Annotated in this window: 2 protein-coding genes and 1 pseudogene; all 3 read left to right on the plus strand. The window is 74.8% G+C overall.

Going from position 1 to position 23,920, the window contains the following annotated elements:
• Window positions 1-30: 30 nt before the first annotated feature.
• On the plus strand, window positions 31-10,926 hold the full coding sequence (locus M4J07_RS18080) for a type I polyketide synthase (RefSeq protein ID WP_255973118.1): 10,896 nt from the start codon (window positions 31-33) through the stop codon (window positions 10,924-10,926).
• A gap of 186 nt (window positions 10,927-11,112) precedes the next feature.
• Window positions 11,113-16,641, plus strand: a pseudogene (locus M4J07_RS18085) (SDR family NAD(P)-dependent oxidoreductase); the annotation flags it as partial.
• Window positions 16,642-16,691: 50 nt separating this feature from the next.
• Window positions 16,692-23,920, plus strand: a 7,229-nt coding sequence (locus M4J07_RS18090; RefSeq protein WP_255973122.1) for a type I polyketide synthase, incomplete at its 3' end; no start/stop codon positions are given.

Here is a 23,920-nt window from a genome sequence, read left to right on the forward strand (position 1 = left end):
CCACGACACCGGAAAGATTGGGGAACTCAAGTGAGTGCGTCGTACGAAAAGGTCGTCGAGGCGCTACGGGCTTCGCTCGAGGAGGTCGGTTCGCTCAAGCAGCAGAACCGCCGGCTCATCGACGCTTCCCGCGAGCCGGTGGCCGTGGTGGGCATGGCCTGCCGGCTGCCGGGCGGGGTCGCGGGTCCCGAGGACCTGTGGCGGCTCGTCCGGGACGGCGGCGACGCCGTCACCGGCTTCCCGGAGGACCGCGGCTGGGACCTGGAAGGACTCTTCGACTCCGACCCCGAGCGCGCGGGCACCTCCTACACCGACCGGGGCGGCTTCCTCCACGAGGCCGGTCTGTTCGACGCCGGCTTCTTCGGGATCTCGCCGCGCGAGGCCCTCGCCATGGACCCGCAGCAGCGGCTCCTCCTCGAATCGTCGTGGGAGGCGCTGGAGAGCGCGGGCATCGACCCGGTCTCGCTGAAGGGCGCCGACGTCGGCGTGTTCACCGGACTCTTCGGCCAGGGCTACGTCGCGCCCGGCGCCAGCGTGGTGACGCCCGAGCTGGAGGGCTTCGCGGGCACGGGCGGTTCCACGAGCGTGGCGTCGGGCCGGGTCTCGTACGTCCTCGGCTTCGAGGGCCCGGCCGTCACCATCGACTCGGCGTGCTCGTCGTCCCTGGTCGCCATGCACCTGGCCGCGCAGTCGCTGCGGCAGGGCGAGTGCTCGATGGCGCTCGCCGGCGGCGCGACCGTCATGGCCAACCCCGGTGCCTTCGTGGAGTTCTCGCGCCAGCGCGGCCTCGCCACCGACGGCCGCTGCAAGGCGTACGCGGACGCCGCCGACGGCACCGGCTGGGCCGAGGGCGTCGGCGTCGTCGTCCTGGAGCGGCTGTCTGTCGCCCGCGAACGCGGCCACAAGATCCTCGCCGTGCTGCGCGGCTCCGCCGTCAACCAGGACGGCGCGTCCAACGGTCTGACCGCCCCCAACGGCCCCGCCCAGCAGCGTGTGATCCGCGGGGCGCTGGCCAACGCCGGTCTCGCCGCCTCGGACGTGGACGTCGTGGAGGGCCACGGCACGGGCACCGTCCTCGGCGACCCGATCGAGGCGCAGGCGCTGCTCGCCACGTACGGCAAGGACCGCGATCCCCAACAGCCTTTGTGGCTCGGCTCGTTGAAGTCGAACATCGGGCACACGCAGGGCGCCGCCGGTGTCGCCGGTGTCATCAAGATGGTGCAGGCGCTGCGGAACGGCGTGATGCCCGCGACCCTGCACGTCGACGCCCCGACCTCCCAGGTCGACTGGTCGGCGGGCGCGGTGGAGCTGCTGACCGAGGCCCGCGACTGGCCGTCCGACGGCCGCCCGCGCCGCGCGGGCGTCTCCGCGTTCGGCGTGAGCGGCACGAACGCCCACCTGATCCTGGAGGAGGCGCCCGCCGAGGAGGCGCCCGCCGAGGAGGCGCCCGAGCCCGTCGCGGACCAGGGTGGTGCGGTGCCGCTCGTGGTGTCCGCGCGCAGCACCGCCTCGCTGGCGGGCCAGGCCGAGCGCCTCGCCGCCTTCGTGGAGTCCGGAGCCGGTGGCGCCCCGCTGGCGGCGCTGGCCGGGTCCCTGGTCTCCCAGCGGGCCCTGCTCACCGACCGCGCGGTCGTGGTGGCCGGGTCGGGGGAGGAGGCGCTGGCCGGGCTGCGGGCCTTGGCCCAGGGGGAGAGCGCGGCCGGAGTCGTCGCCGGTACCGGGACGGCCGGGAAGGTCGTGTGGGTGTTCCCCGGCCAGGGTTCCCAATGGGCGGGCATGGGCCGGGAGCTGCTCGACTCCTCGCCGGTCTTCGCGGACCGCATCACCGAATGCGCGACCGCGCTCGCTCCGTACGTCGACTGGTCACTGGTGGACGTACTGCGCGGCGACGCCGCACCTGAACTTCTCGACCGCGTGGACGTCGTCCAGCCCGCGAGCTTCGCCGTGATGGTGGGCCTTGCCGCGGTGTGGTCCTCGGCCGGGGTCAGGCCCGACGCGGTGCTGGGCCACTCGCAGGGTGAGATCGCGGCGGCCTGCGTCTCTGGTGCGCTGTCGTTGGAGGACGCGGCCCGGGTGGTCGCCCTGCGCAGCCAGGCCATCGCCGCCGCCCTCGCAGGTCGGGGTGGCATGGCGTCGGTCGCGCTGAGCGAGGGCGAGGCGGTGACCCGGCTGGAGCGCTGGGCGGACCGCGTCGAGGTCGCGGCCGTCAACGGCCCGACCTCCGTGGTCGTCGCGGGTGACGCCGAAGCGCTGGACGAGGCCCTGGCCGCCCTGACGGCGGACGGCATCCGCGTCCGCCGGGTTGCGGTGGACTACGCCTCGCACACCCGCCACGTCGAGGACATCGAGGCCACCCTCGCCGAGACCCTGTCCGGCATCGAGGCCCAAGCCCCCACCACCCCCTTCTACTCCACCGTCACCAGCGGCTGGATCGAGGACGCGGGAGTCCTCAACGGCGGCTACTGGTACGGGAATCTGCGCGGCCAGGTGAAGTTCGGCCCTGCCGTCGCCGACCTCGTCCGTCAAGGTCACGGCACCTTCATCGAGATCAGCGCCCACCCCGTCCTCGTCCAGCCGGTCACCGAGATCCTCGACGAGAGCGGCACGGGCACCGTCGTGACCGGCTCGCTGCGCCGCGACGACGGTGGCCTGCGCCGGCTGCTGACGTCGATGGCCGAGGTGTTCGTGCGCGGCGTCCGGGTCGACTGGACGGGCATCCTGCCCGCCGCAACCACCGGAGCCACGGCGGCGCGCGTCGACCTTCCCACGTACGCCTTCGACCACCAGCACTACTGGCTGCACGAGACGGAGACGGCGACCGACGCCGCGTCCCTCGGGCAGGCGACCGCCGGGCACCCGCTGCTCGGCGCCGTGGTGCGGCTGCCGCAGTCCGGCGGCCTGGTCTTCACCTCGCGGCTGTCGCTCAAGTCGCATGCCTGGCTGGCCGATCACGCCGTCGGCGGCGTCGTCATCCTCCCCGGTTCCGGTCTGGTCGAGCTGGCCGTGCGCGCCGGTGACGAGGCGGAGTGCGGCGCGCTGGAAGAGCTCGTGATCGAGGCGCCGCTCGTGGTGCCCCAGCAAGGCGGCGTACGCGTCCAGGTCGCCGTGGGCAGCCCTGACGACAGCGGCTCGCGGACCGTGGAGATCTACTCCCAGCGCGAGGACGCCCCCGACGACGGCGGCGACGGCAGCGGCGAGACGTGGACCCGGCACGCCACCGGCACCCTGTCGCCCGCGCCTTCCGAGCAGGACACCGGCACCGGCACCGACGTCGACGCCGACTTCGTCGCCTGGCCGCCGGCCGGTGCCGAGCAGGTCGAGGTCGGCGACTTCTACGCCGACCTGGTGGACCGCGGCTACGGCTACGGCCCCGCCTTCCAGGGCGTACGCGCGGTGTGGCGGCGCGGCGACGAGGTCTTCGCCGAGGTCGCCCTGCCCGACGAACTCCGCACGGACGCAGGCAAGTTCGGCGTCCACCCCGCCCTGCTCGACGCCGCTCTGCAGGCCGCCACGATCGGGAACACGGCGGACGAGTCCGCGGCGCCGGTCCTGGCCTTCGCGTGGAACGGTCTGGTGCTGCACGCCTCGGGCGCCGCCGCGCTGCGCGTGCGCATCGCGCCGAACGGGCCGGACGCGCTGTCCGTCCGGGCGGCCGACGAGGCCGGCGGTCTGGTGGTGACGCTGGACTCGCTCGTGTCCCGGGCCGTCTCCGCCGAGCAGCTGGAGACCCCGGTCGACGCGGCGATCGCCAACGCGCTCTTCCGGCTGGAGTGGACCGAGCTGCCCGCGCCGCCCGACTCGGACCTGCCACCGTCCTGGCTGCCCGTGTCGTCGGCCGAGGACGTGGCGGCCGTGGCCGCGAGCGGCGCCGCACCCGCCGTCGCCGTCCTGGAAGCCGTCGGCGGGGACTCCGAGGACTCCGCGGACGCCGTACTCGCCCTGTCCGCACGGGTGTTGAGCGTCGTGCAGGCCTGGCTGGCCGCGGACGCGCTGGAGGAGTCGACGCTCGTCGTCGCGACCCGCGGGGCCGTGGCAGCGGGCGGGACCGCGGTGACCGACCCGGCCGGATCCGCGGTGTGGGGACTCGTCCGCGCCGCCCAGTCCGAGAGCCCCGACCGGCTCGTCCTCCTCGACACCGACCCCACCGCCGACGGCGGCGTGGACTCGGTCATCGACTACGTCCTCGGCCCCGTGACGGCCACCGCCGAGCCCCAGATCGCCATCCGCGACTCGGCCATGTCGATCCCCCGGCTCGCCCGCCCCACGGGCGGCACCGCCGACCGGCCCGCGACGTTCGGCCCCGACGGCACCGTCCTGATCTCCGGCGGCGGTTCGCTCGGCGGCGTCGTGGCCCGGCACCTGGTCACCCGGCACGGCGTACGACAGCTGGTCCTCGCCAGCCGCCGGGGTCAAGAGGCCGACGGCGTGAGCGAGTTGACGGCCGAACTCGTCGAGGCCGGTGCGGACGTGTCGGTCGTCGCCTGCGACGTCTCCGACCGGTCCCGGCTCGCGGACCTGCTCGCCTCCGTGCCCGACCTGCGGGGCGTCGTGCACACGGCCGGCGTCTTCGACGACGGACTGATCGCGGACCTCACCCCCGAGCGCCTCGCCAAGGTGTACGCGCCGAAGGCCGACGCCGTACGCCACCTCGACGAACTGACCCGCGGCCTCGGCCTCGACGCGTTCGTCGTCTACTCGTCCGTGGCCGGGCTCTCCGGCGGAGCGGGCCAGGGCAACTACTCGGGCGCCAACGCCTTCCTGGACGGCCTGATGAGCGCCCGCCGCGCCGCGGGACTGCCCGGACTGTCCCTGGCCTGGGGCCTGTGGGAGCAGTCCCTCGGCATGGCGGGCCACCTCAGCGCCGTCGACCAGGCACGGGCCGGCCGCAGCGGTGTCCTGGAGATATCCGCGGCCGAGGGCATGGACCTGTTCGACCTCTCCCTCGCCTCCGACCAGGCACTCCTCGTCCCGGTCAAGCTCGACCTGAAGGGCGTACGGGCCGACGCGTCGGCCGGCGCCACGGTGCCGCACCTGCTGCGCGGTCTGGTCAAGGCCGGCCGGCAGCAGGCCCGCGCCGCGAGCGGTGCGGGGGAGCGGCAGCTGTCCGACCGGCTGGCCGGGCTCACGGCCGCCGCGCAGGAGGAACTGCTGCTCGACCTGGTGCGCACCCAGGCCGCCGTCGTCCTCGGCCACAGCGGCGCGGGCGCCATCCGCCCGGACACCGCGTTCAACGAGGCCGGGTTCGACTCGCTGACCTCGGTGGAACTGCGCAACCGGCTGCGCGAGGCGACCGGCCTCAAACTGCCCCCGACGCTCGTCTTCGACTACCCGAGCCCGCTGGTCCTCGCCCGCTATCTGCGCGGCGAGTTCGACGAGGTCGCGGCGCCCGAGCCCGAGGCGCGGCCCGCCGTCACCGGCACCGTCGACACGGACGAGCCGCTGGCCGTCGTCGGCATGGCCTGCCGGCTGCCGGGCGGCGTCACCTCGCCGGACGAGCTGTGGAAGCTCGTCGTCGACGGGGTCGACGCGATCTCCGACTTCCCCGAGGACCGCGGCTGGGACCTGGACGGCCTGTTCGACCCGGACCCGGACCACGCCGGGACCTCGTACGTCAGCCAGGGCGGATTCCTGCGCGGCGCGGGCCTGTTCGACCCCGGCTTCTTCGGGATCTCGCCGCGCGAGGCCCTCGCCATGGACCCGCAGCAGCGGCTCCTCCTGGAGACGTCGTGGGAGGCCATGGAGGGCGCGGGCATCGACCCGTTCGCGCTCAAGGGCACGGACGTCGGCGTGTTCTCCGGCGTCTCGGGACAGGGCTACGGCACCGGCACCATCGCCCCCGAGGTGGAGGGTTTCGCGGGCACGGGCCTCGCGTCGAGCGTGGCGTCGGGCCGGGTCTCGTACGTCTTCGGCTTCGAGGGCCCGGCCGTGTCGATCGACACCGCCTGCTCGTCCTCGCTCGTGGCGATGCACCTGGCCGCGCAGGCGCTGCGCCAGGGAGAGTGCTCGATGGCGCTGGCCGGCGGGGCGATGGTGATGGCGACCCCCGCCACGTTCATGGCGTTCTCGCGCCAGCGCGGCCTGGCCGGTGACGGCCGGTCCAAGGCGTTCGCGGACGGCGCGGACGGCATGGGCCTGTCCGAGGGCGTCGGCGTCGTGCTCCTGGAGCGCCTGTCCGTGGCCCGGGAGCGAGGCCACAAGGTGCTCGCGGTGCTGCGCGGCAGCGCGGTGAACCAGGATGGCGCCTCCAACGGTCTGACGGCGCCGAACGGCCCGTCCCAGCAGCGCGTGATCCGCAAGGCGCTGGCGAACGCGGGCCTGTCGCCCGCCGACGTCGACGTCGTCGAGGGACACGGCACCGGCACGGCGCTCGGCGATCCCATCGAGGCGCAGGCACTGCTCGCCACATACGGCAAGGACCGCGACCCCCAACAGCCTCTGTGGCTCGGCTCGTTGAAGTCGAACATCGGGCACGCGCAGGCCGCGTCCGGCGTCGCCAGCGTCATCAAGATGGTGCAGGCGCTGCGGCACGGCGTCCTGCCGCCGACGCTCCACGCCGACCGGCGCACGGCGCAGGTCGACTGGACCGCGGGCGCGGTGGAGCTGCTGACCGAGGCGCGCGACTGGCCGCGCACCGGCACGCTCCGCCGGGCCGGCGTGTCGTCCTTCGGCGTCAGCGGCACGAACGCCCACCTCATCCTGGAGGAGGCCCCGGACGACGACGCGACGGCCACCGAGGAGACCTCGCAGCCGCTGGTGTCCGCGGACGTGGTGCCGCTCGTGGTGTCGGCGCGCAGCGCCGCCTCGCTGGCGGGCCAGGCCGAGCGCCTCGCAGCCTTCGTGGAGTCCGACGCGGGCGAGGCATCCCTCGCGTCGCTGGCCGGGTCGCTCGTCTCCGGGCGCACCCTGCTGGGGGAGCGGGCCGTGGTCGTGGCCGGCTCTGGCGAGGAGGCGCTGGCCGGGTTGCGGGCGCTGGCTCGCGGCGAGAGCGCGGCCGGGGTCGTGGCCGGGGCGGGGTCCGGTTCCGCGTCCGGGGCTGCGGGGAAGGTCGTGTGGGTCTTCCCCGGTCAGGGGTCTCAATGGGCCGGTATGGGCAGGGAGTTGCTCGATTCGTCGCCGGTGTTCGCGGAGCGGATCGCCGAGTGCGCGACCGCGCTCAGCCCGTACGTCGACTGGTCGCTGGTGGACGTGCTGCGTGGGGAGGCGGCTCCCGAGCTGCTGGAGCGCGTGGACGTGCTGCAGCCCGCGAGCTTCGCCGTGATGGTCGGTCTGGCGGCTGTGTGGTCGTCGGTGGGTGTCCTGCCGGACGCCGTGGTCGGTCACTCGCAGGGCGAGATCGCTGCGGCGTGCGTGTCCGGTGCGTTGTCGCTGGAGGACGCGGCCCGGGTGGTGGCGCTGCGCAGCCAGGCGATCGGTGAGCGGTTGGCAGGTCGGGGTGGCATGGCGTCGGTGGCGCTGAGCGAGGACGAGGCGGTGGCCCGGCTCGTGCGCTGGGCGGACCGGGTCGAGGTCGCGGCCGTCAACGGCCCGACCTCCGTGGTCGTCGCCGGTGACGCCGAAGCCCTGGACGAGGCCCTGGCCGCCCTGACGGCGGACGGTGTCCGCGTCCGCCGCATCGCCGTGGACTACGCCTCGCACACCCGCCACGTCGAAGACATCCAGAGCACTCTCGCCGAGACCCTGTCGGCGATCAGCGCCCAGGCACCGCTCGTGCCCTTCTACTCCACCGTCACCAGCGGCTGGGTGGACGAGGCCGGCGTCCTGGACGGCGGCTACTGGTACCGGAACCTGCGCGGCCAGGTGAAGTTCGGCCCGGCCGTCGCGGACCTGGTCGGGCAGGGGCACGGCGCGTTCGTCGAGATCAGCTCCCACCCGGTGCTGGTCCAGCCGGTCAACGAGATCCTCGACGGCACGGACGCGGACGCCGGCACCGTCGTGACCGGTTCGCTGCGCCGCCAGGAGGGCGGTCTGCGCAGGCTGCTCGCCTCGATGGCCGAGCTGTTCGTGCACGGCGTCCCCGTGGACTGGAGCGGTGTGCTCCCGGCCGGGCAGGCGCGGCTCGACCTGCCGACGTACGCCTTCGACCACCAGCACTTCTGGCTGCACACGACCCCCGACCAGACCGACGCGAAGTCCCTCGGACTCGCCGGGACCGACCACCCGCTGCTCGGCGCGATGGTCCGGCTGCCGCAGTCCGACGGCCTGGTCTTCACCTCGCGGCTGTCGCTCAAGTCGCATCCGTGGCTGGGCGATCACGTGGTCGGCGGTCTGGTCCTGATCCCGGCCACCGGCCTGGTGGAACTCGCCGTGCGGGCCGGTGACGAGGCCGGGTGCGGGGTGCTCGACGAGCTGGTGACCGAGGCGCCCCTCGTGGTGCCGGAACAGGGCGGCGTACGCGTCCAGGTCGCCGTCGGCGGCCCGGACGAGAACGGCACGCGCACCCTGGAGATCTACTCGCAGCGCGAGGACGCCCCCGACGGTGACGGCAGCGGCGAGACGTGGACCCGGCACGCCACCGGACTCCTCTCGGCCACGGCCGGCAACCCGCCCACGGACTTCGACTTCGCCGCCTGGCCCCCGCCCGGCGCCGAGCAAGTGGAGCTGGACACCGCCGAGTTGTACGAAGGGCTCCTGGAGCGCGGCTACGCCTACGGTCCCGTCTTCCAGGGCGTACGCGCCGTGTGGCGGCGCGGCGACGAACTCTTCGCCGAGGTCGCCCTGCCCGACGACGAGCGCAAGCAGGCCGGCGGCTTCGGCCTGCACCCCGCACTGCTCGACGCGGCCCTCCAGGCCGGGACGTTCGCCACGGCCGACGCCCCCGACGACGAGTCGGCCGGGCAGCCCGTGATGCCCTTCTCCTGGAACGGTCTCGTCCTGCACGCCGCGGGCGCCTCGGCGCTGCGCGTGCGGGTCGCACCGGACGGCGCGGACGCGCTGACGGTCGCGGCGGCCGACGACACCGGCAGCCCCGTCCTGACGATGGACGCCCTGGTCATGCGCGCCGTGTCCATCGAGCAGCTGGGCGCCACGGCCGCGCGGGAGAACCGGGACTCGCTGTTCGCGGTCGAGTGGACCGAACTGCCCACGGCAGCGGGCCCCGAGCCCGCGCCGCCGTGGGTGCCGGTGACCTCGGCCGACGACACGACCGCCCTGACCGCGGGCGGCGGCGTCCCCGCCGCCGTGGTCCTGGAGGCCGTCGGCGGGGACGGCGACGACGCCGTACTCGCCCTGACCTCACGGGTGTTGGCCGTGGTCCAGGCATGGCTGGGCGCCTCCGGCGCCGAGGAGTCGCGCCTGGTGGTCGTGACCCGGGGCGCGGTGGCCGCGGGCGACGGCACGGTGACCGACCCGGCAGGCTCGGCGGTGTGGGGTCTGGTCCGCGCCGCCCAGTCCGAGAACCCGGACCGGATCGTCCTGCTCGACACCGACCCCGCTGCCGACGGCGGCGTGGAACCGGCGCTCGACGCCGTGCTCGCCGACGTGCTGGCCGGCGGCGAACCGCAGGTCGCGGTGCGCGGCACCGTCCTCTCGGTGCCCCGGCTCGCCCGGGTCGCCGCCGAGGACGCCCGTACGGCAGAGGTGTTCAGGACCGACGGGACCGTGCTGGTCTCGGGCGGCGGCTCGCTCGGCGCCCTCGCGGCCCGGCAACTGGTCGCCCGCAACGGCGTGCGCCACCTCGTCCTCGCCAGCCGCCGCGGACCCGACGCGGACGGCGTGCCGGAACTCGTCGCCGACCTCACCGGGCTCGGCGCGACGGTCTCCGCCGTGGCCTGCGACGTCTCCGACCGCACCCAGGTCGAGGCGCTGCTGGCCGCGATCGCGCACGACCGGCCGCTGCGCGGCGTCGTGCACACGGCCGGCGTGTTCGACCCGGGGGTGATCGGGGCGCTGACCCCGGAGCGCCTCGCCACGGTGTTCGCGCCGAAGGTCGACGCCGTACGCCACCTCGACGCGCTCACCCGGGACCTGGACCTCGACGCGTTCGTCGTCTACTCCTCCGCGTCGTCCGTCTTCATGGGCGCGGGCAGCGGCAACTACGCCGCCGCCAACGCCTTCCTCGACGGCCTCATGGCCCACCGCCGCGCGGCCGGACTGCCCGGACTCTCGCTGTCCTGGGGGCCGTGGGAGCAGGTCACCGGTATGGCGGGGAACATCGACGACGTCACCAGGACCCGGATGGGCCGGCGTGAGGGACGCGGCGGAGTCCTGGCGCTCCCGTCCGCCGAGGGCATGGAGCTGTTCGACGCCGCACTGGGCTCCGGGCACGCGCTCCTCGTCCCGCTCAAGCTGGACCTGCGCGCGGTGCGCGCCGACGCGGCGGCGGGCGGGGGAGTGCCCCACCTGCTGCGCGGCCTGGTCCGCGCCGGCCGGCAGCAGGCGCAGTCGGCCGGCGCCGGTGGCGGCGAGCGGCGGCAGCTGGCCGACCGGCTCGCCGGGCTCTCCGCGGCGAAGCAGGAGGCCCTGCTCCTCGACGTGGTGCGGGCGCAGGCCGCGGTCGTGCTCGGGCACAGCGGTCCGGAGAGCGTCCGCCCCGACACCGCGTTCAACGAGGCCGGGTTCGACTCGCTCACCTCGGTGGAACTGCGCAACCGGCTCCGCGAGGCGACGGGCCTGAAGCTCCCCGCGACGCTCGTCTTCGACCACCCGACGCCGCAGGCGCTCGCCCGCTACCTGCGGACCGAGATCGCCGTCGACGAGGCGTCGCCCGCCGACACGGTCCTCGCCGGGCTCGCCGGCCTGGAGGCGGCCATCGAGTCCGCGGGTCCCGACGCGGAGGCCCGCGACCGGATCACCGCGCGGCTGCGCGAACTGCTGAGGGCCGCCGAGGAGGCGGCCGACGGCCCGGCGGGTGCCGACGCCTCCGACGAGGGGGACCTGGAGAACGCCAGCGACGAGGAGCTGTTCGCGCTCTTCGAGCGGCTCGACTGAGCCGCGTCCGTGCGGGTGGGCGGGCCGACCGTGGCTCGCCCGCCCGCACGGACCCACGCACGCACGACTTCGCACCACCCCTGTACGACCCCGCACGGACGGTGCGGACACCCATTCACGGCAATCGCACGCATCCACTCCTGGGGGTTGAATCCAGTGGCCGACGAGGCAGAACTCCGCGACTATCTCAAGAGGGCCATCGCCGACGCCCGCACCGCCCGCAGGCGGCTGCGCGAGGTCCAGGACCAGGCGCGCGAGCCGATCGCCGTCGTCGCGATGGCGTGCCGGTACCCGGGCGGCGTGGCCTCGCCCGAGGACCTGTGGCGACTGGTCGCCGACGGCGGCGACGCCGTCGACGCCTTCCCGGAGGACCGCGGCTGGGACCTGGAGGCCCTGTTCGACGCCGACCCGGACCAGGCCGGCACCTCGTACGTCACGCAGGGCGGATTCCTGCGCGGCGCCGGCGAGTTCGACGCCGGGTTCTTCGGGATCTCGCCGCGCGAGGCGATGGCGATGGACCCGCAGCAGCGGCTCCTCCTGGAGACCTCCTGGGAGGCACTGGAGCGCGCGGGCATCGACCCGGTCTCCCTCAAGGGCACCGACGTGGGCGTCTTCTCCGGTCTCTCCGGCCAGGGCTACGGCGCCGGCGCCGGGGTGGTCACCCCGGAGTCCGAGGGCTTCGCGGGCACCGGCGCCTCGACCAGCGTCGCCTCGGGCCGCGTCTCGTACGTCCTCGGCCTCGAAGGCCCGGCGGTCTCCCTGGACACGGCGTGCTCGTCGTCCCTGGTGGCCATCCACCTGGCCGCGCAGGCGCTGCGGCAGGGCGAGTGCTCCATGGCGCTCGCGGGCGGCGCGATGGTGATGTCGACGCCCGGCAACTTCGTGGCGTTCTCGCGCCAGCGCGGCCTCGCCGCCGACGGCCGCTGCAAGGCGTTCGCGGACGGCGCCGACGGCATGGGCCTCGCCGAAGGCGTCGGCGTCATCCTCCTGGAACGCCTTTCCGCGGCGCGCGAACGAGGCCACAAGGTGCTTGCGGTCCTGCGCGGCAGCGCGGTGAACCAGGACGGCGCGTCCAATGGTCTGACGGCGCCGAACGGGCCTTCGCAGCAGCGCGTCATCCGCAAGGCGCTGGCGAACGCGGGCCTCTCGCCCGCCGACGTCGACGTCGTCGAGGCGCACGGCACCGGCACGGCCCTGGGCGACCCGATCGAGGCGCAGGCGCTCATCGCGACGTACGGCAAGGACCGTGACCCCCAACAGCCTCTGTGGCTCGGCTCGTTGAAGTCGAACATCGGTCACACCCAGGCCGCCGCGGGCGTCGGCAGCGTCATCAAGATGGTCGAGGTGCTGCGGCACGGCACGATGCCGGCCACGCTGCACGTGGACGTCCCCACGACCGAGGTCGACTGGTCGGCGGGCGCCGTCGAGCTGCTGACCGAGGCCCGGGACTGGCCGCGCGCGGGCCGCCCGCGCCGGGCCGGTGTCTCCTCGTTCGGCGTGAGCGGCACGAACGCCCACCTGATCCTGGAGGAGGCACCGGACGAAGAGGCGCCGGAGCCCGCCGCGGACCGGGGCGGCATGGTGCCGCTCGTGGTGTCCGCGCACAACGCCGCCTCGCTCACGGGCCAGGCCGAGCGGCTCGCGGCCTTCACCGAGGGCGCCGACGGGGTGTCCCTGCCGGACGTCGCGGGCGTCCTGGCGAAGGGCCGCGCGGTCCTCGCCGAACGCGCGGTGGTCGTCGCCGACTCGCAGGAGGAGGCCCTCACCGCCTTCCGCGCGCTGGCCCGCGGCGAGAGCGGCGCCAACCTGGTCTCCGGAAGCGTCGGTTCGGCCGGCCCCGGCAAGGTCGTCGGCGTGTTCCCCGGGCAGGGGTCCCAATGGGTTGGCATGGGACGGGAGTTGCTCGATTCGTCGCCGGTGTTCGCGGAGCGGATCGCCGAGTGCGCGACCGCGCTGGCCCCCTACGTCGACTGGTCCCTGGTGGACGTGCTGCGCGGGGAGGCGGCTCCCGAGCTGCTGGAGCGCGTGGACGTCGTCCAGCCCGCGAGCTTCGCCGTGATGGTGGGCCTTGCCGCGGTCTGGGCGTCCGCGGGTGTCGAGTTCGACGCGGTGCTGGGCCACTCGCAGGGTGAGATCGCCGCGGCGTGCGTGTCCGGTGCGCTGTCGTTGGAGGACGCGGCCCGCGTGGTGGCGTTGCGCAGCCAGGCGATCGGTGAGCGGTTGGCCGGTCGCGGCGGTATGGCGTCGGTCGCGCTGAGCGAGGGCGAGGCGGTCGGCCGTCTCGCACGCTGGGCGGACCGGGTGGAGGTCGCGGCGGTCAACGGCCCGAGCTCCGTGGTCGTCGCGGGTGACGCCGAGGCACTGGACGAGGCGCTCGCCTCTCTGACGGCGGACGGTATTCGCGTACGCCGCGTGGCGGTGGACTACGCCTCCCACACCCGCCACGTCGAGGACATCGAGGCCACTCTCGCCGAGACCCTGTCCGGCATCGAGGCCCAAGCCCCCACCACCCCCTTCTACTCCACCGTCACCAGCGGCTGGATCGAGGACGCAGGCGTCCTCAACGGCGGCTACTGGTACGGGAATCTGCGCGGCCAGGTGAAGTTCGGCCCGGCCGTCGCCGACCTGGTCGACCAGGGCCACCGCACCTTCATCGAGATCAGCGCCCACCCGGTGCTGGTCCAGCCGGTCACCGAGATCCTCGACGAGAGCGGCACGGAAACGGTCGTGACCGGCTCGCTGCGCCGCGACGACGGTGGCCTGCGCCGGCTGCTCGCCTCGATGGCCGAGGTGTTCGTGCGCGGCGTCCCCGTCGACTGGACCGGGACCCTGCCCGCCGGAACCACGACCGTCGGCGTCGACCTCCCCACGTACGCCTTCGACCACCAGCACTACTGGCTCCAGGGCACCGCGACCGACGGAGACGCGGCCTCGCTCGGGCTCGCCGGGACCGATCACCCGCTGCTCGGCGCGCTGGTCCGCCTGCCGCAGTCCGGCGGCCTGGTGTTCACCTCGCGGCTGTCGCTCAAGTCGCATCCCTGGCTCGCCGACCACACCATCGGCGGCCTGCCGCTCCTGCCGGGCACCGGCCTGGTCGAACTGGCCGTGCGCGCCGGTGACGAGGCCGGGTGCAGCGTCCTGGAGGAACTCGTGATCGAGGCGCCGCTCGTGGTGCCGGAGCAGGGCGGCGTGCGGCTGCAGGTCGCCGTCGGCGCCCCCGGCGAGCACGGTACGCGCACCGTCGAGGTCTTCTCCCAGCGCGAGGACGCGGGCGAGGAGCAGCCGTGGACCCGGCACGCCACCGCCACGCTCGCCGCCACGGCCCCGAACCCGCCCACCGACTTCGACTTCGCCGCCTGGCCGCCGCCCGGCGCCGAGCCGGCCGAGGTCGACGGCTTCTACGACGAGCTGCGCGCACGCGGCGTCGGCTACGGCCCTTCCTTCCAGGGCGTACGCGCGGTGTGGCGGCGCGGCGACGAGGTCTTCGCCGAGGTCGTCCTGCCCGACGAACAGCGCAAGGAGGCCGAGCGGTTCGGCATCCACCCCGCCCTCCTCGACGCGGCGCTGCAGACCGGTTCGTTCCGGGCCGTGAGCGATGCCGCGGCGGACGGCGAGGCCGGACGGCCGCTGCTCGCGTTCTCCTGGAACGGTCTGGTCCTGCACGCCTCGGGCGCCTCCGCGCTGCGGGTGCGGGTCGCGCCGAGCGGTCAGGACGCCCTGTCGGTCGACGCGGCGGACGAGACGGGCTCGCTGGTCGTCACGATGGACTCGCTGGTGTCGCGGGCGGTGTCCGCGGAGCAGTTGGAGACCGCGGCGGACTCGGCTGCCACCGACTCGCTGTTCCGCGTGGAGTGGACCGAACTGCCGCAGGCCCAGGGTGTGTCGGATGCCCCGGTGTGGGTGCCGGTGGCCACCGCGGGCGACGTCGCGGCGTCGGCCGCCGAGGTACCGGCGGTCGCCGTCGTGGACGCCGTCGGCGGGGACGGCGCGAGCGCCGTGCTCGACCTGTCCGCACGGGTGCTGGGCGTCGTCCAGGCCTGGCTCGACGCGGACGGCCCGGCGGAATCGCGGCTCGTCGTCGTGACCCGGGGCGCGGTGCCCGCGGGCGACGGCACGGTGACCGATCCGGCCGGTTCGGCGGTGTGGGGTCTCGTCCGCGCCGCGCAGGCCGAGAACCCGGACCGCATCGTCCTGCTCGACACCGACACCGATACCGGTGATGAAGGTGGCGTCGACGGGGTTCTGGGCGCGGCCCTCGCCACCGGTGAACCGCAGCTCGCGGCCCGCGGCACGACCCTCTCCGTGCCCCGGCTCACCCGGGTCACCCCCGCCCCGACTCCTCAACTCGCCGACGACGGCGCGGCGTTCGGGAAGCCCTTCAAGGCGGACGGCACCGTCCTCGTCTCGGGCGGCGGCTCGCTCGGCGAGCTCATCGCCCGGCACCTCGTCGTCGGACACGGCGTGCGCCACCTCGTGCTGGCCAGCCGCCGCGGACCTGACGCCGACGGCGTGCAGGACCTGGTCGCCGAGCTGACCGGACACGGCGCGACGGTCTCCGTCGTGGCCTGCGACGTCTCCGACCGTGACCAGGTGCGGTCCCTGCTCGCCTCGGTTCCGGAGGCGCACCCGCTGACCGCTCTGGTGCACACGGCCGGAGTGTTCGAGGCGGGGCTCATCGGCACCCTCACCCCGGAGCGGCTGGCCCGGGTCTTCGCGCCGAAGGTCGACGCCGTGCGCCACTACGACGAGCTGACGCGCGGCCTCGACCTGGACGCGTTCATCGTCTACTCCTCCGCCTCGTCCGTCTTCCTGGGCGCGGGCAGCAGCGGCTACGGCGCCGCCAACGCCTTCCTGGACGGCCTGATGGCCAAGCGCCGCGCCGCCGGACTGCCCGGTCTGTCCCTGTCCTGGGGCACGTGGGCGTACGCCACCAACATGACGAGCCACCTCAGCAGCGACGACCAGGTGAGCATGAGCCGCCGTACGAGCCGTGACGGCGTCGTCGCCCTCGAACCCGGCGAGGGCATGGAGCTGTTCGACGCGGCCGTCGGGTCCGCGGAGTCGCTGCTCGTGCCGGTCAAGCTGGACCTGCGGGCGGTGCGCGCCGACGCGTCGGCCGGCGGCACGGTGCCGCCGCTGCTGCGCACCCTCGTACCGGCCGGCCGGCAGCAGGCCCGCGCGGCCGGCGCGCAGGACGGCGGTCTGCTGCGCAGGCTGTCCGGGCTCGCCGACGACGAGCAGGAGGCGCTGCTGCTCGACCTGGTGCGCACCCAGGCCGCGGTCGTGCTCGGGCACAGCGGTCCGGAGAGCGTCCGCCCGGACACCGCGTTCAAGGACGTCGGCTTCGACTCGCTCACGTCGGTGGAGCTGCGCAACCGGCTGCGCGAGGCGACCGGCCTCAAACTGCCCGCGACGCTCGTCTTCGACCAGCCGACCCCGGTCGTGCTCACCCGCTACCTGCGCGGTGAACTCGGCATCGGCGACGACGTGCTGGCCCGCGTCACCGGAAAGATAGAAGACGTCGAGTCGCTGATTGCTTCCGTGAGCCTCGACGAATCCATGAGCGCGACTATCGCGCTCCGTCTTCAGGGCCTGGTGGCCCGTTGTAATGGGGTCGTCGAGCAGGCGGGCGTCTCCACCGTGGCCGAGAAGCTGGAATCCGCGTCGGCCGACGAAGTCCTCGACTTCATCCATGAGGAACTCGGGCTCGTGTGAATCCGGTACAGGGCATCCGGCTCCATCAACATTCTCGTGAGGACTGACGCATGGCCACGGACGAACAACTCCTCAACACCCTCAAGCGCGTCACCACCGAACTGCACAACCTGCGCAAGCAGGGGGCCTCGCACGCGGGCGAGCCGATCGCCGTCGTGGGCATGGCCTGCCGGCTGCCGGGCGGCGTGACGGGCCCCGCGGACCTGTGGCGGCTGGTGCGCGAGGGCGGCGACGCGGTGTCCGGGTTCCCCGACGACCGCGGCTGGGAGCTGGACGGCCTGTTCGACCCGGACCCCGACCACCCCGGTACCTCCTACACCGACCAGGGCGGATTCCTGCGCGGCGCGGGCGAGTTCGACCCCGGCTTCTTCGGGATCTCGCCGCGCGAGGCCCTCGCCGTCGACCCGCAGCAGCGGCTCCTCCTGGAGACCTCCTGGGAGGCCCTGGAGCACGCGGGCATCGACCCCGTCTCGCTCAAGGGCACCGACGTGGGCGTGTTCACCGGGGTGTCCAGCCAGGGGTACGGGTCCGGGAGCGGCGGCGTCGCGCCCGAGCTGGAGAGCTTCACCGGCACCGGCGTGGCGTCGAGCGTGGCGTCGGGCCGCGTCTCGTACGTCCTCGGCTTCGAGGGTCCGGCCGTCTCCGTGGACACCGCCTGCTCCTCCTCGCTGGTCGCCATCCACCTGGCCGCGCAGGCGCTGCGCCAGGGCGACTGCTCCATGGCCCTGGCCGGCGGCGCGATGGTGATGGCGACCCCCGGCACGTTCGTGGTCTTCTCCCGGCAGCAGGGCATGGCGTCCGACGGCCGCTGCAAGGCGTTCGCGGACGGCGCGGACGGCATGGGCCTGTCCGAGGGCGCCGGCGTGGTGGTCCTGGAGCGCCTGTCGGTGGCGCAGGAGCGGGGTCACGAGATCCTCGCGGTGCTGCGCGGCAGCGCGGTCAACCAGGACGGCGCCTCCAACGGCCTGACCGCGCCCAACGGTCCGTCCCAGCAGCGCGTCATCCGCAAGGCGCTGACCGGCGCGGGACTGGTCCCGGCGGACGTGGACGTCGTCGAGGCCCACGGCACCGGCACGGCGCTCGGCGATCCCATCGAGGCGCAGGCGCTGCTCGCCACGTACGGGCGGGGCCGCGACCCGCACAAGCCGCTGTACCTCGGCTCGCTGAAGTCGAACATCGGCCACACCCAGGCCGCCGCGGGCGTCTCCAGCGTCATCAAGATGGTCGAGGCGCTGCGGCACCGCGTACTGCCCCCGACGCTGCACGCCGCCGTCCCGACGACCGAGGTCGACTGGACGGCCGGCGCGGTGGAACTCCTCAACGAGGCCAAGGACTGGCCGAGCGAGGGCCGTCCGCGCCGCGCGGGCGTCTCCTCGTTCGGCATCAGCGGCACGAACGCCCACCTGATCCTGGAAGAGGCCCCCGAGCAGCCGGCACCCGCTCCGGAGCCGGTCTCCGGGGAGCCGGCGCCCACGGGCGTGGTGCCCCTGGTGGTGTCCGCGCGCAGCGAGCGCTCCCTGGCCGGACAGGCCGAGCGGCTCGCCACCTACATCGAGAGCCACGGCGAGGATGTTGCGGGGGCGCCGCTGCCGCTGCCGCGCGTGGCCCGGGCCCTGCTCGCGCAACGGGCCCTGCTGCCCGAGCGCGCGGTGGTCCTGGCCGGTTCCGACGAGGAGGCCCGCACCGGTCTCGCGGCGCTGGCCAGGGGCGAGCGCCCGGCCGGTGTCGTCACCGGCAGGGCGGCCGGCTCGGGCGGCCCCGGCAAGACGGTCTGGGTGTTCCCCGGGCAGGGCTCGCAGCGCGTCGGCATGGGCAGCGAACTGTACGAACGCCACCCGGTGTTCGCCCGCGCCCTGGACGAGGCGTGCGCCCACCTGGACGCGGCGCTCGCCGGGCGCGTCGACCACCCGGTGCGGGACGTCGTCCTCGGCCGGCTGGGCGGCAGCGCGGCGCTCCTGGACCAGACGGTCTTCACCCAGGCGGGCCTGTTCGCCGTCGAGACCGCCCTGTTCCGGCTCGTGGAGTCCTGGGGCGTGCGCCCCGACGCGGTCGTCGGCCACTCCATCGGCGAGATCTCCGCCGCGCACGCGGCCGGCGTCCTGTCGCTGGCCGACGCGGCGCGGCTGGTCGCGGCCCGGGGCCGGATGATGCAGGCCCTGCCGCCGGGCGGCGCGATGGTCGCGGTCGCGGCGAGCGAGGCGGAGGTCGCCGGGCTGCTCGGCGACGGCGTCGAGGTCGCCGCGGTCAACGGCCCGTCGTCGGTGGTCCTCTCCGGCGACGAGGACGCCGTCGTCGCCGCCGCGGAGCAGCTGCGCGACCAGGGCCGCAAGACGAAGCGCCTGACCGTCTCGCACGCGTTCCACTCCCTGCGGATGGAACCGATGCTGGCCGACTTCACCGCGGAACTGGCCGGGCTGGAGTGGCACGACCCGCAGATCCCGGTCGTCTCGAACGTGACCGGCCGCCTCGCCGAACCCGGCGAACTGGCGACGCCGGAGTACTGGGCGGGCCACGTGCGCAGGCCGGTGCGGTTCGCCGACGGCATCGCGGCCGCGGTCGGCCTCGGCGGCACCCTGTTCGTGGAGCTGGGCCCGGGCGCCGCCCTGACCGGCCTCGTCGAGGAGACGGCCACCGCCGCGGGCGCCGACGCGACCTGCGTGGCGGCGCTGCGCGACGGCCGCCCGGAGGAGCAGAGCCTGCTCGCCGCGCTCGCCGAACTGTTCGTGCGGGGCACCCCCGTGGACTGGGACGGCCTCCTGCCCGCGAGCGCCGCACCTGCCACGCGCCTCGACCTGCCGACGTACGCCTTCGACCACGAGCACTACTGGCTCAGGACGGCGGACGCGGCCACCGACGCGGCCTCCCTCGGGCAGACGGCGGCCGATCACCCGCTGCTCGGCGCGGTGGTCCGGCTCCCGCAGGCCGACACCCTGTTGTTCACCTCAAGGCTGTCCCTGAAGACGCACCCGTGGCTGGCCGACCACGCCGTCGGCGGCGTCGTCCTCGTCCCCGGCACGGGACTCGTCGAGCTGGCGGTCCGCGCCGGTGACGAGGCCGGCTGCGGGATCCTGGAGGAACTCGTCGTCGAGGCGCCGCTGGTGGTGCCGGAGCGCGGCGGCGTACGCGTCCTGGTCACCGTGGGCGCCCCGGACGACACCGGCGCCCGCCTCGTCGAGGTGCACTCCCTGCGCGAGGACGCCCCAGGCGACGAGGAGACCTGGACCCGGCACGCGGCGGGCACCCTGTCCGCCCACGCGCCCCACCGCACCGCCGACTTCGACTTCACCGCCTGGCCGCCGCCCGGCGCCCGGCGCGTCGGGACCGACGACTTCTACCCGGGCCTTTCGGAGCGCGGCTACGGCTACGGCCCCTCCTTCCAGGGGCTGCGCGCGGTGTGGCGGCGCGGCGACGAGGTCTTCGCCGAGGCCGCCCTGCCCGAGGAACACCGCGACAGCGCCGACCGGTTCGGCCTGCACCCGGCGCTCCTCGACGCCGCCCTGCACGCCGGAATGTTCGGTGCCGAGGCGGACGCGGCGGACACGGAGGACGAGGACGGGGCGGCCGGAGCACCGGTCCTGCCGTTCGCGTGGAACGGCCTCCAGCTGCACGCCGCGGGCGCCCCCGCCCTGCGGATCCGGCTGACCACCGCCGGGCCCGGCGCCGTGGCGCTGGAGGCGGCCGACGAGACCGGCGGCCTCGTCGTCACCCTGGACTCCCTGGTGTCCCGCCCGGTCTCCGCCGAACAGCTGGAGACGGCGGCGGACCCGGCGGCGACCGACTCCCTGTTCCAGGTGGACTGGACCGAACTGCCCCTGGATCAGCGGGTGTTGGCATCCGACGCACCGACGTGGGTGCCGGTGGACGGACCCGAGGACGTGACAGCCCTGGGCGCCGCCGCAGATGCCGACGTACCGGCGGTGGCGGTCCTGGAGGCGGTGGCCGGTGACGGTGACGATGCCGTACTCGCCCTCGCCTCACGGGTGTTGGCCGTGGTGCAGGCCTGGCTCGCGGCCGACGGTCTGGACGAGGCGCGGCTCGTGGTGGCGACCCGGGGCGCGGTGCCCGCCGGCGACGGCGTGGTGACCGACCCGGCCGGCGCCGCGGTCTGGGGCCTGGTCCGCGCCGCCCAGTCCGAGAACCCGGACCGGATCACCCTGATCGACACCGACCCGGCCGCCGACGACGGCGCCGTACCGGTGCTCGGCCTCGCCCTCGCCCTCGGCGAACCGCAGATCGCGGTGCGCGGCAGGACGCTCTCCGCGCCCCGCCTCACCCGCACCACCGCCCGACCCGCCTCCGACGCACCGCGGTTCACCCCGGACGGCACGGTCCTCGTCACCGGCGGCACCGGCTCCCTCGGCGCCCTCGTGGCCCGCCACCTCGTCACCCGGCACGGCGTACGCCACCTGGTCCTCGCCAGCCGCCGCGGCCCGGCCGCCGCCCACGCCCAGGAACTGGCCGCCGAACTGACCGGCCTCGGCGCGACCGTGTCCGTCGCGGCCTGCGACGTCTCCGACCGCGACCAGGCGAGCGCCCTGCTGGCCTCGATACCCGCCGCCCACCCGCTGCGCGGCGTCATCCACACGGCGGGCGTGCTCGACGACGGAGTGATCGGAGCGCTCACCCCGGAGCGCCTGGCGAAGGTGTTCGCGCCGAAGGTCGACGCCGTACGCCACCTCGACGCGCTCACCCGGGACCTGGACCTCGACGCGTTCGCCGTGTTCTCGTCCGCCTCGGGCGTGTTCGGCTCGGCGGGACAGGGCAACTACGCCGCCGCCAACGCCTTCCTCGACGGCCTGATGAGCGCCCGCCGCGCGGCCGGACTGCCCGGCGTCTCCCTGGCCTGGGGCCTGTGGGAGCAGGACGCCGGCATGACCGCCCACCTCGGCGACGCCGACCAGGCGCGCGCCGACCGCGGCGGCGTCCTGGCGATCTCGGCGGCCGAGGGCATGGAACTGCTCGACACCTCCCTCGCGTCCGGCCCGCCCCTGCTCGTCCCGATCAAGATGGACCTGCGCGGCGCGCGGGCGGGCGCGGCCTCCGGCACCCCGGTCCCGCACCTGCTGCGCACCCTCGTGCCGGCGGGCCGCCAACAGGCGCGGGCCGCGGCCGGCAAGGACACCGACCTGCCGCGCCGCCTCGCCGGCCTCTCCGAGGCCGAGCGCGAGGCACTGCTCCTCGACCTCGTGCGCACCCAGGCCGCGCTCGTGCTCGGCCACAGCGGCGCCGGGAGCGTACGGGCGGACACGGCGTTCAACGAGGCCGGATTCGACTCGCTGACCTCCGTCGAACTGCGCAACCGGCTGCGCGAGGCGACCGGCCTCAAGCTCCCGGCGACCCTGATCTTCGACTACCCGACCCCGCAGGCCCTCGCCGGTTACCTGCGCGACGAGTTCGCGGACACGGCGACGTCCGGCGCCGCCGCCACGACGGCGAGGACGACGCAGGCGACGGCGGTCGCGGACCCGGACGAGCCGGTCGCGATCGTCGGCATGGCGTGCCGGCTGCCCGGCGGTGTGACCGGCCCCGAGTCGCTGTGGCGCCTGGTGCACGAGGGCCGCGAGGGCATGTCGGACTTCCCCGACGACCGCGGCTGGGACCTGGACGGCCTGTTCGACGCCGACCCGGACAGCGTCGGCACGTCGTACGCCCGTCAGGGCGGCTTCGTCAGCGGCGCGGGCTCCTTCGACCCCGGCTTCTTCGGGATCTCGCCGCGCGAGGCCCTCGCCATGGACCCGCAGCAGCGCCTCCTCCTGGAGACCTCGTGGGAGGCCCTGGAAGGCGCGGGAGTCGACCCCGGCTCCCTGAAGGGCACCGACGTCGGCGTGTTCTCCGGCGTCTCCAACCAGGGGTACGGAGCCGGGGTCACCGCCCCGGAACTGGAGGGCTTCGCCAGCACGGGCACCGCGTCGAGCGTGGCGTCCGGCCGCATCTCGTACGTCTTCGGCTTCGAGGGCCCGGCCGTCACCGTCGACACGGCCTGCTCGTCGTCGCTGGTCGCCATGCACCTGGCCGCGCAGTCGCTGCGGCAGGGCGAGTGCTCGATGGCACTGGCCGGCGGAGTCACCGTCATGGCGACCCCCGTCAGCTTCGTGGAGTTCTCGCGCCAGCGCGGCCTGGCGGGCGACGGCCGCTGCAAGGCGTACGCGGACGGCGCGGACGGCACCGGCTGGGCCGAGGGCGTGGGCCTGGTCGTCCTGGAACGCCTGTCCGTGGCCCGCGAACGAGGCCACAAGGTCCTCGCGGTCCTGCGCGGCAGCGCGGTCAACCAGGACGGCGCCTCCAACGGCCTCACGGCCCCCAACGGCCCGTCCCAGCAGCGCGTCATCCGCAAGGCCCTGGCCGGCGCCGGACTCACCACGACCGACGTCGACGTCGTGGAGGGCCACGGCACCGGTACGGCGCTCGGCGACCCGATCGAGGCGCAGGCCCTGCTCGCCACGTACGGCAAGAACCGCGACCCCCAACAGCCTTTGTGGCTCGGCTCGTTGAAGTCGAACATCGGCCACACCCAGGCCGCCGCGGGCGTCGCCAGCGTCATCAAGATGGTGCAGGCACTGCGCCACGGCGTGCTGCCGCCCACCCTCCACGTGGACGCACCCTCGTCCCAGGTGGACTGGTCGGCGGGTGCGGTGGAACTGCTGACCGAGGCACGCGACTGGCCGCGCGAGTACCGTCCGCGCCGGGCGGGCGTGTCCTCGTTCGGCATCAGCGGCACGAACGCCCACCTGATCCTGGAAGAGGCCCCCGACGACGGACCGGCGACGGCCCGGCCCGAGTCGTATGAGGCCGACGGCCCGGTGCCGTTGGTCGTGTCGGCGCACAGTGAGGCGTCCCTGACGGGGCAGGCCGAGCGGCTCGCGGCCCTGCTGGAGAACGCCGACGCGGACACGTCGCTCGCGGCGGTCTCTGGAGCACTGGTCGCGAACCGGGCGCTGCTGGCGGAGCGCGCGGTGCTGGTCGCCGACTCCGCCGAGGAGGCGGCCACGGGACTGCGGGCCCTGACGCGCGGCGAGGCCCCGTCCGGGCTGGTCACAGGCCGGGTCGGCGTCTCCGGTGGTCCGGGGAAGGTCGTGTGGGTGTTCCCCGGGCAGGGGTCCCAATGGGCGGGCATGGGGCGGGAGTTGATCGACTCGTCGCCGGTGTTCGCGGACCGGATCGCCGCGTGTGCGGCTGCGCTTGAGCCGTATGTCGACTGGTCGTTGGTGGACGTGCTGCGCGGGGAGGCGGCTTCTGAGCTGCTGGAGCGCGTGGACGTGGTGCAGCCCGCGAGCTTCGC

The organism is Streptomyces longispororuber, assembly GCF_024448165.1.
Taxonomy (GTDB): Bacteria; Actinomycetota; Actinomycetes; order Streptomycetales; family Streptomycetaceae; genus Streptomyces; species Streptomyces longispororuber_A.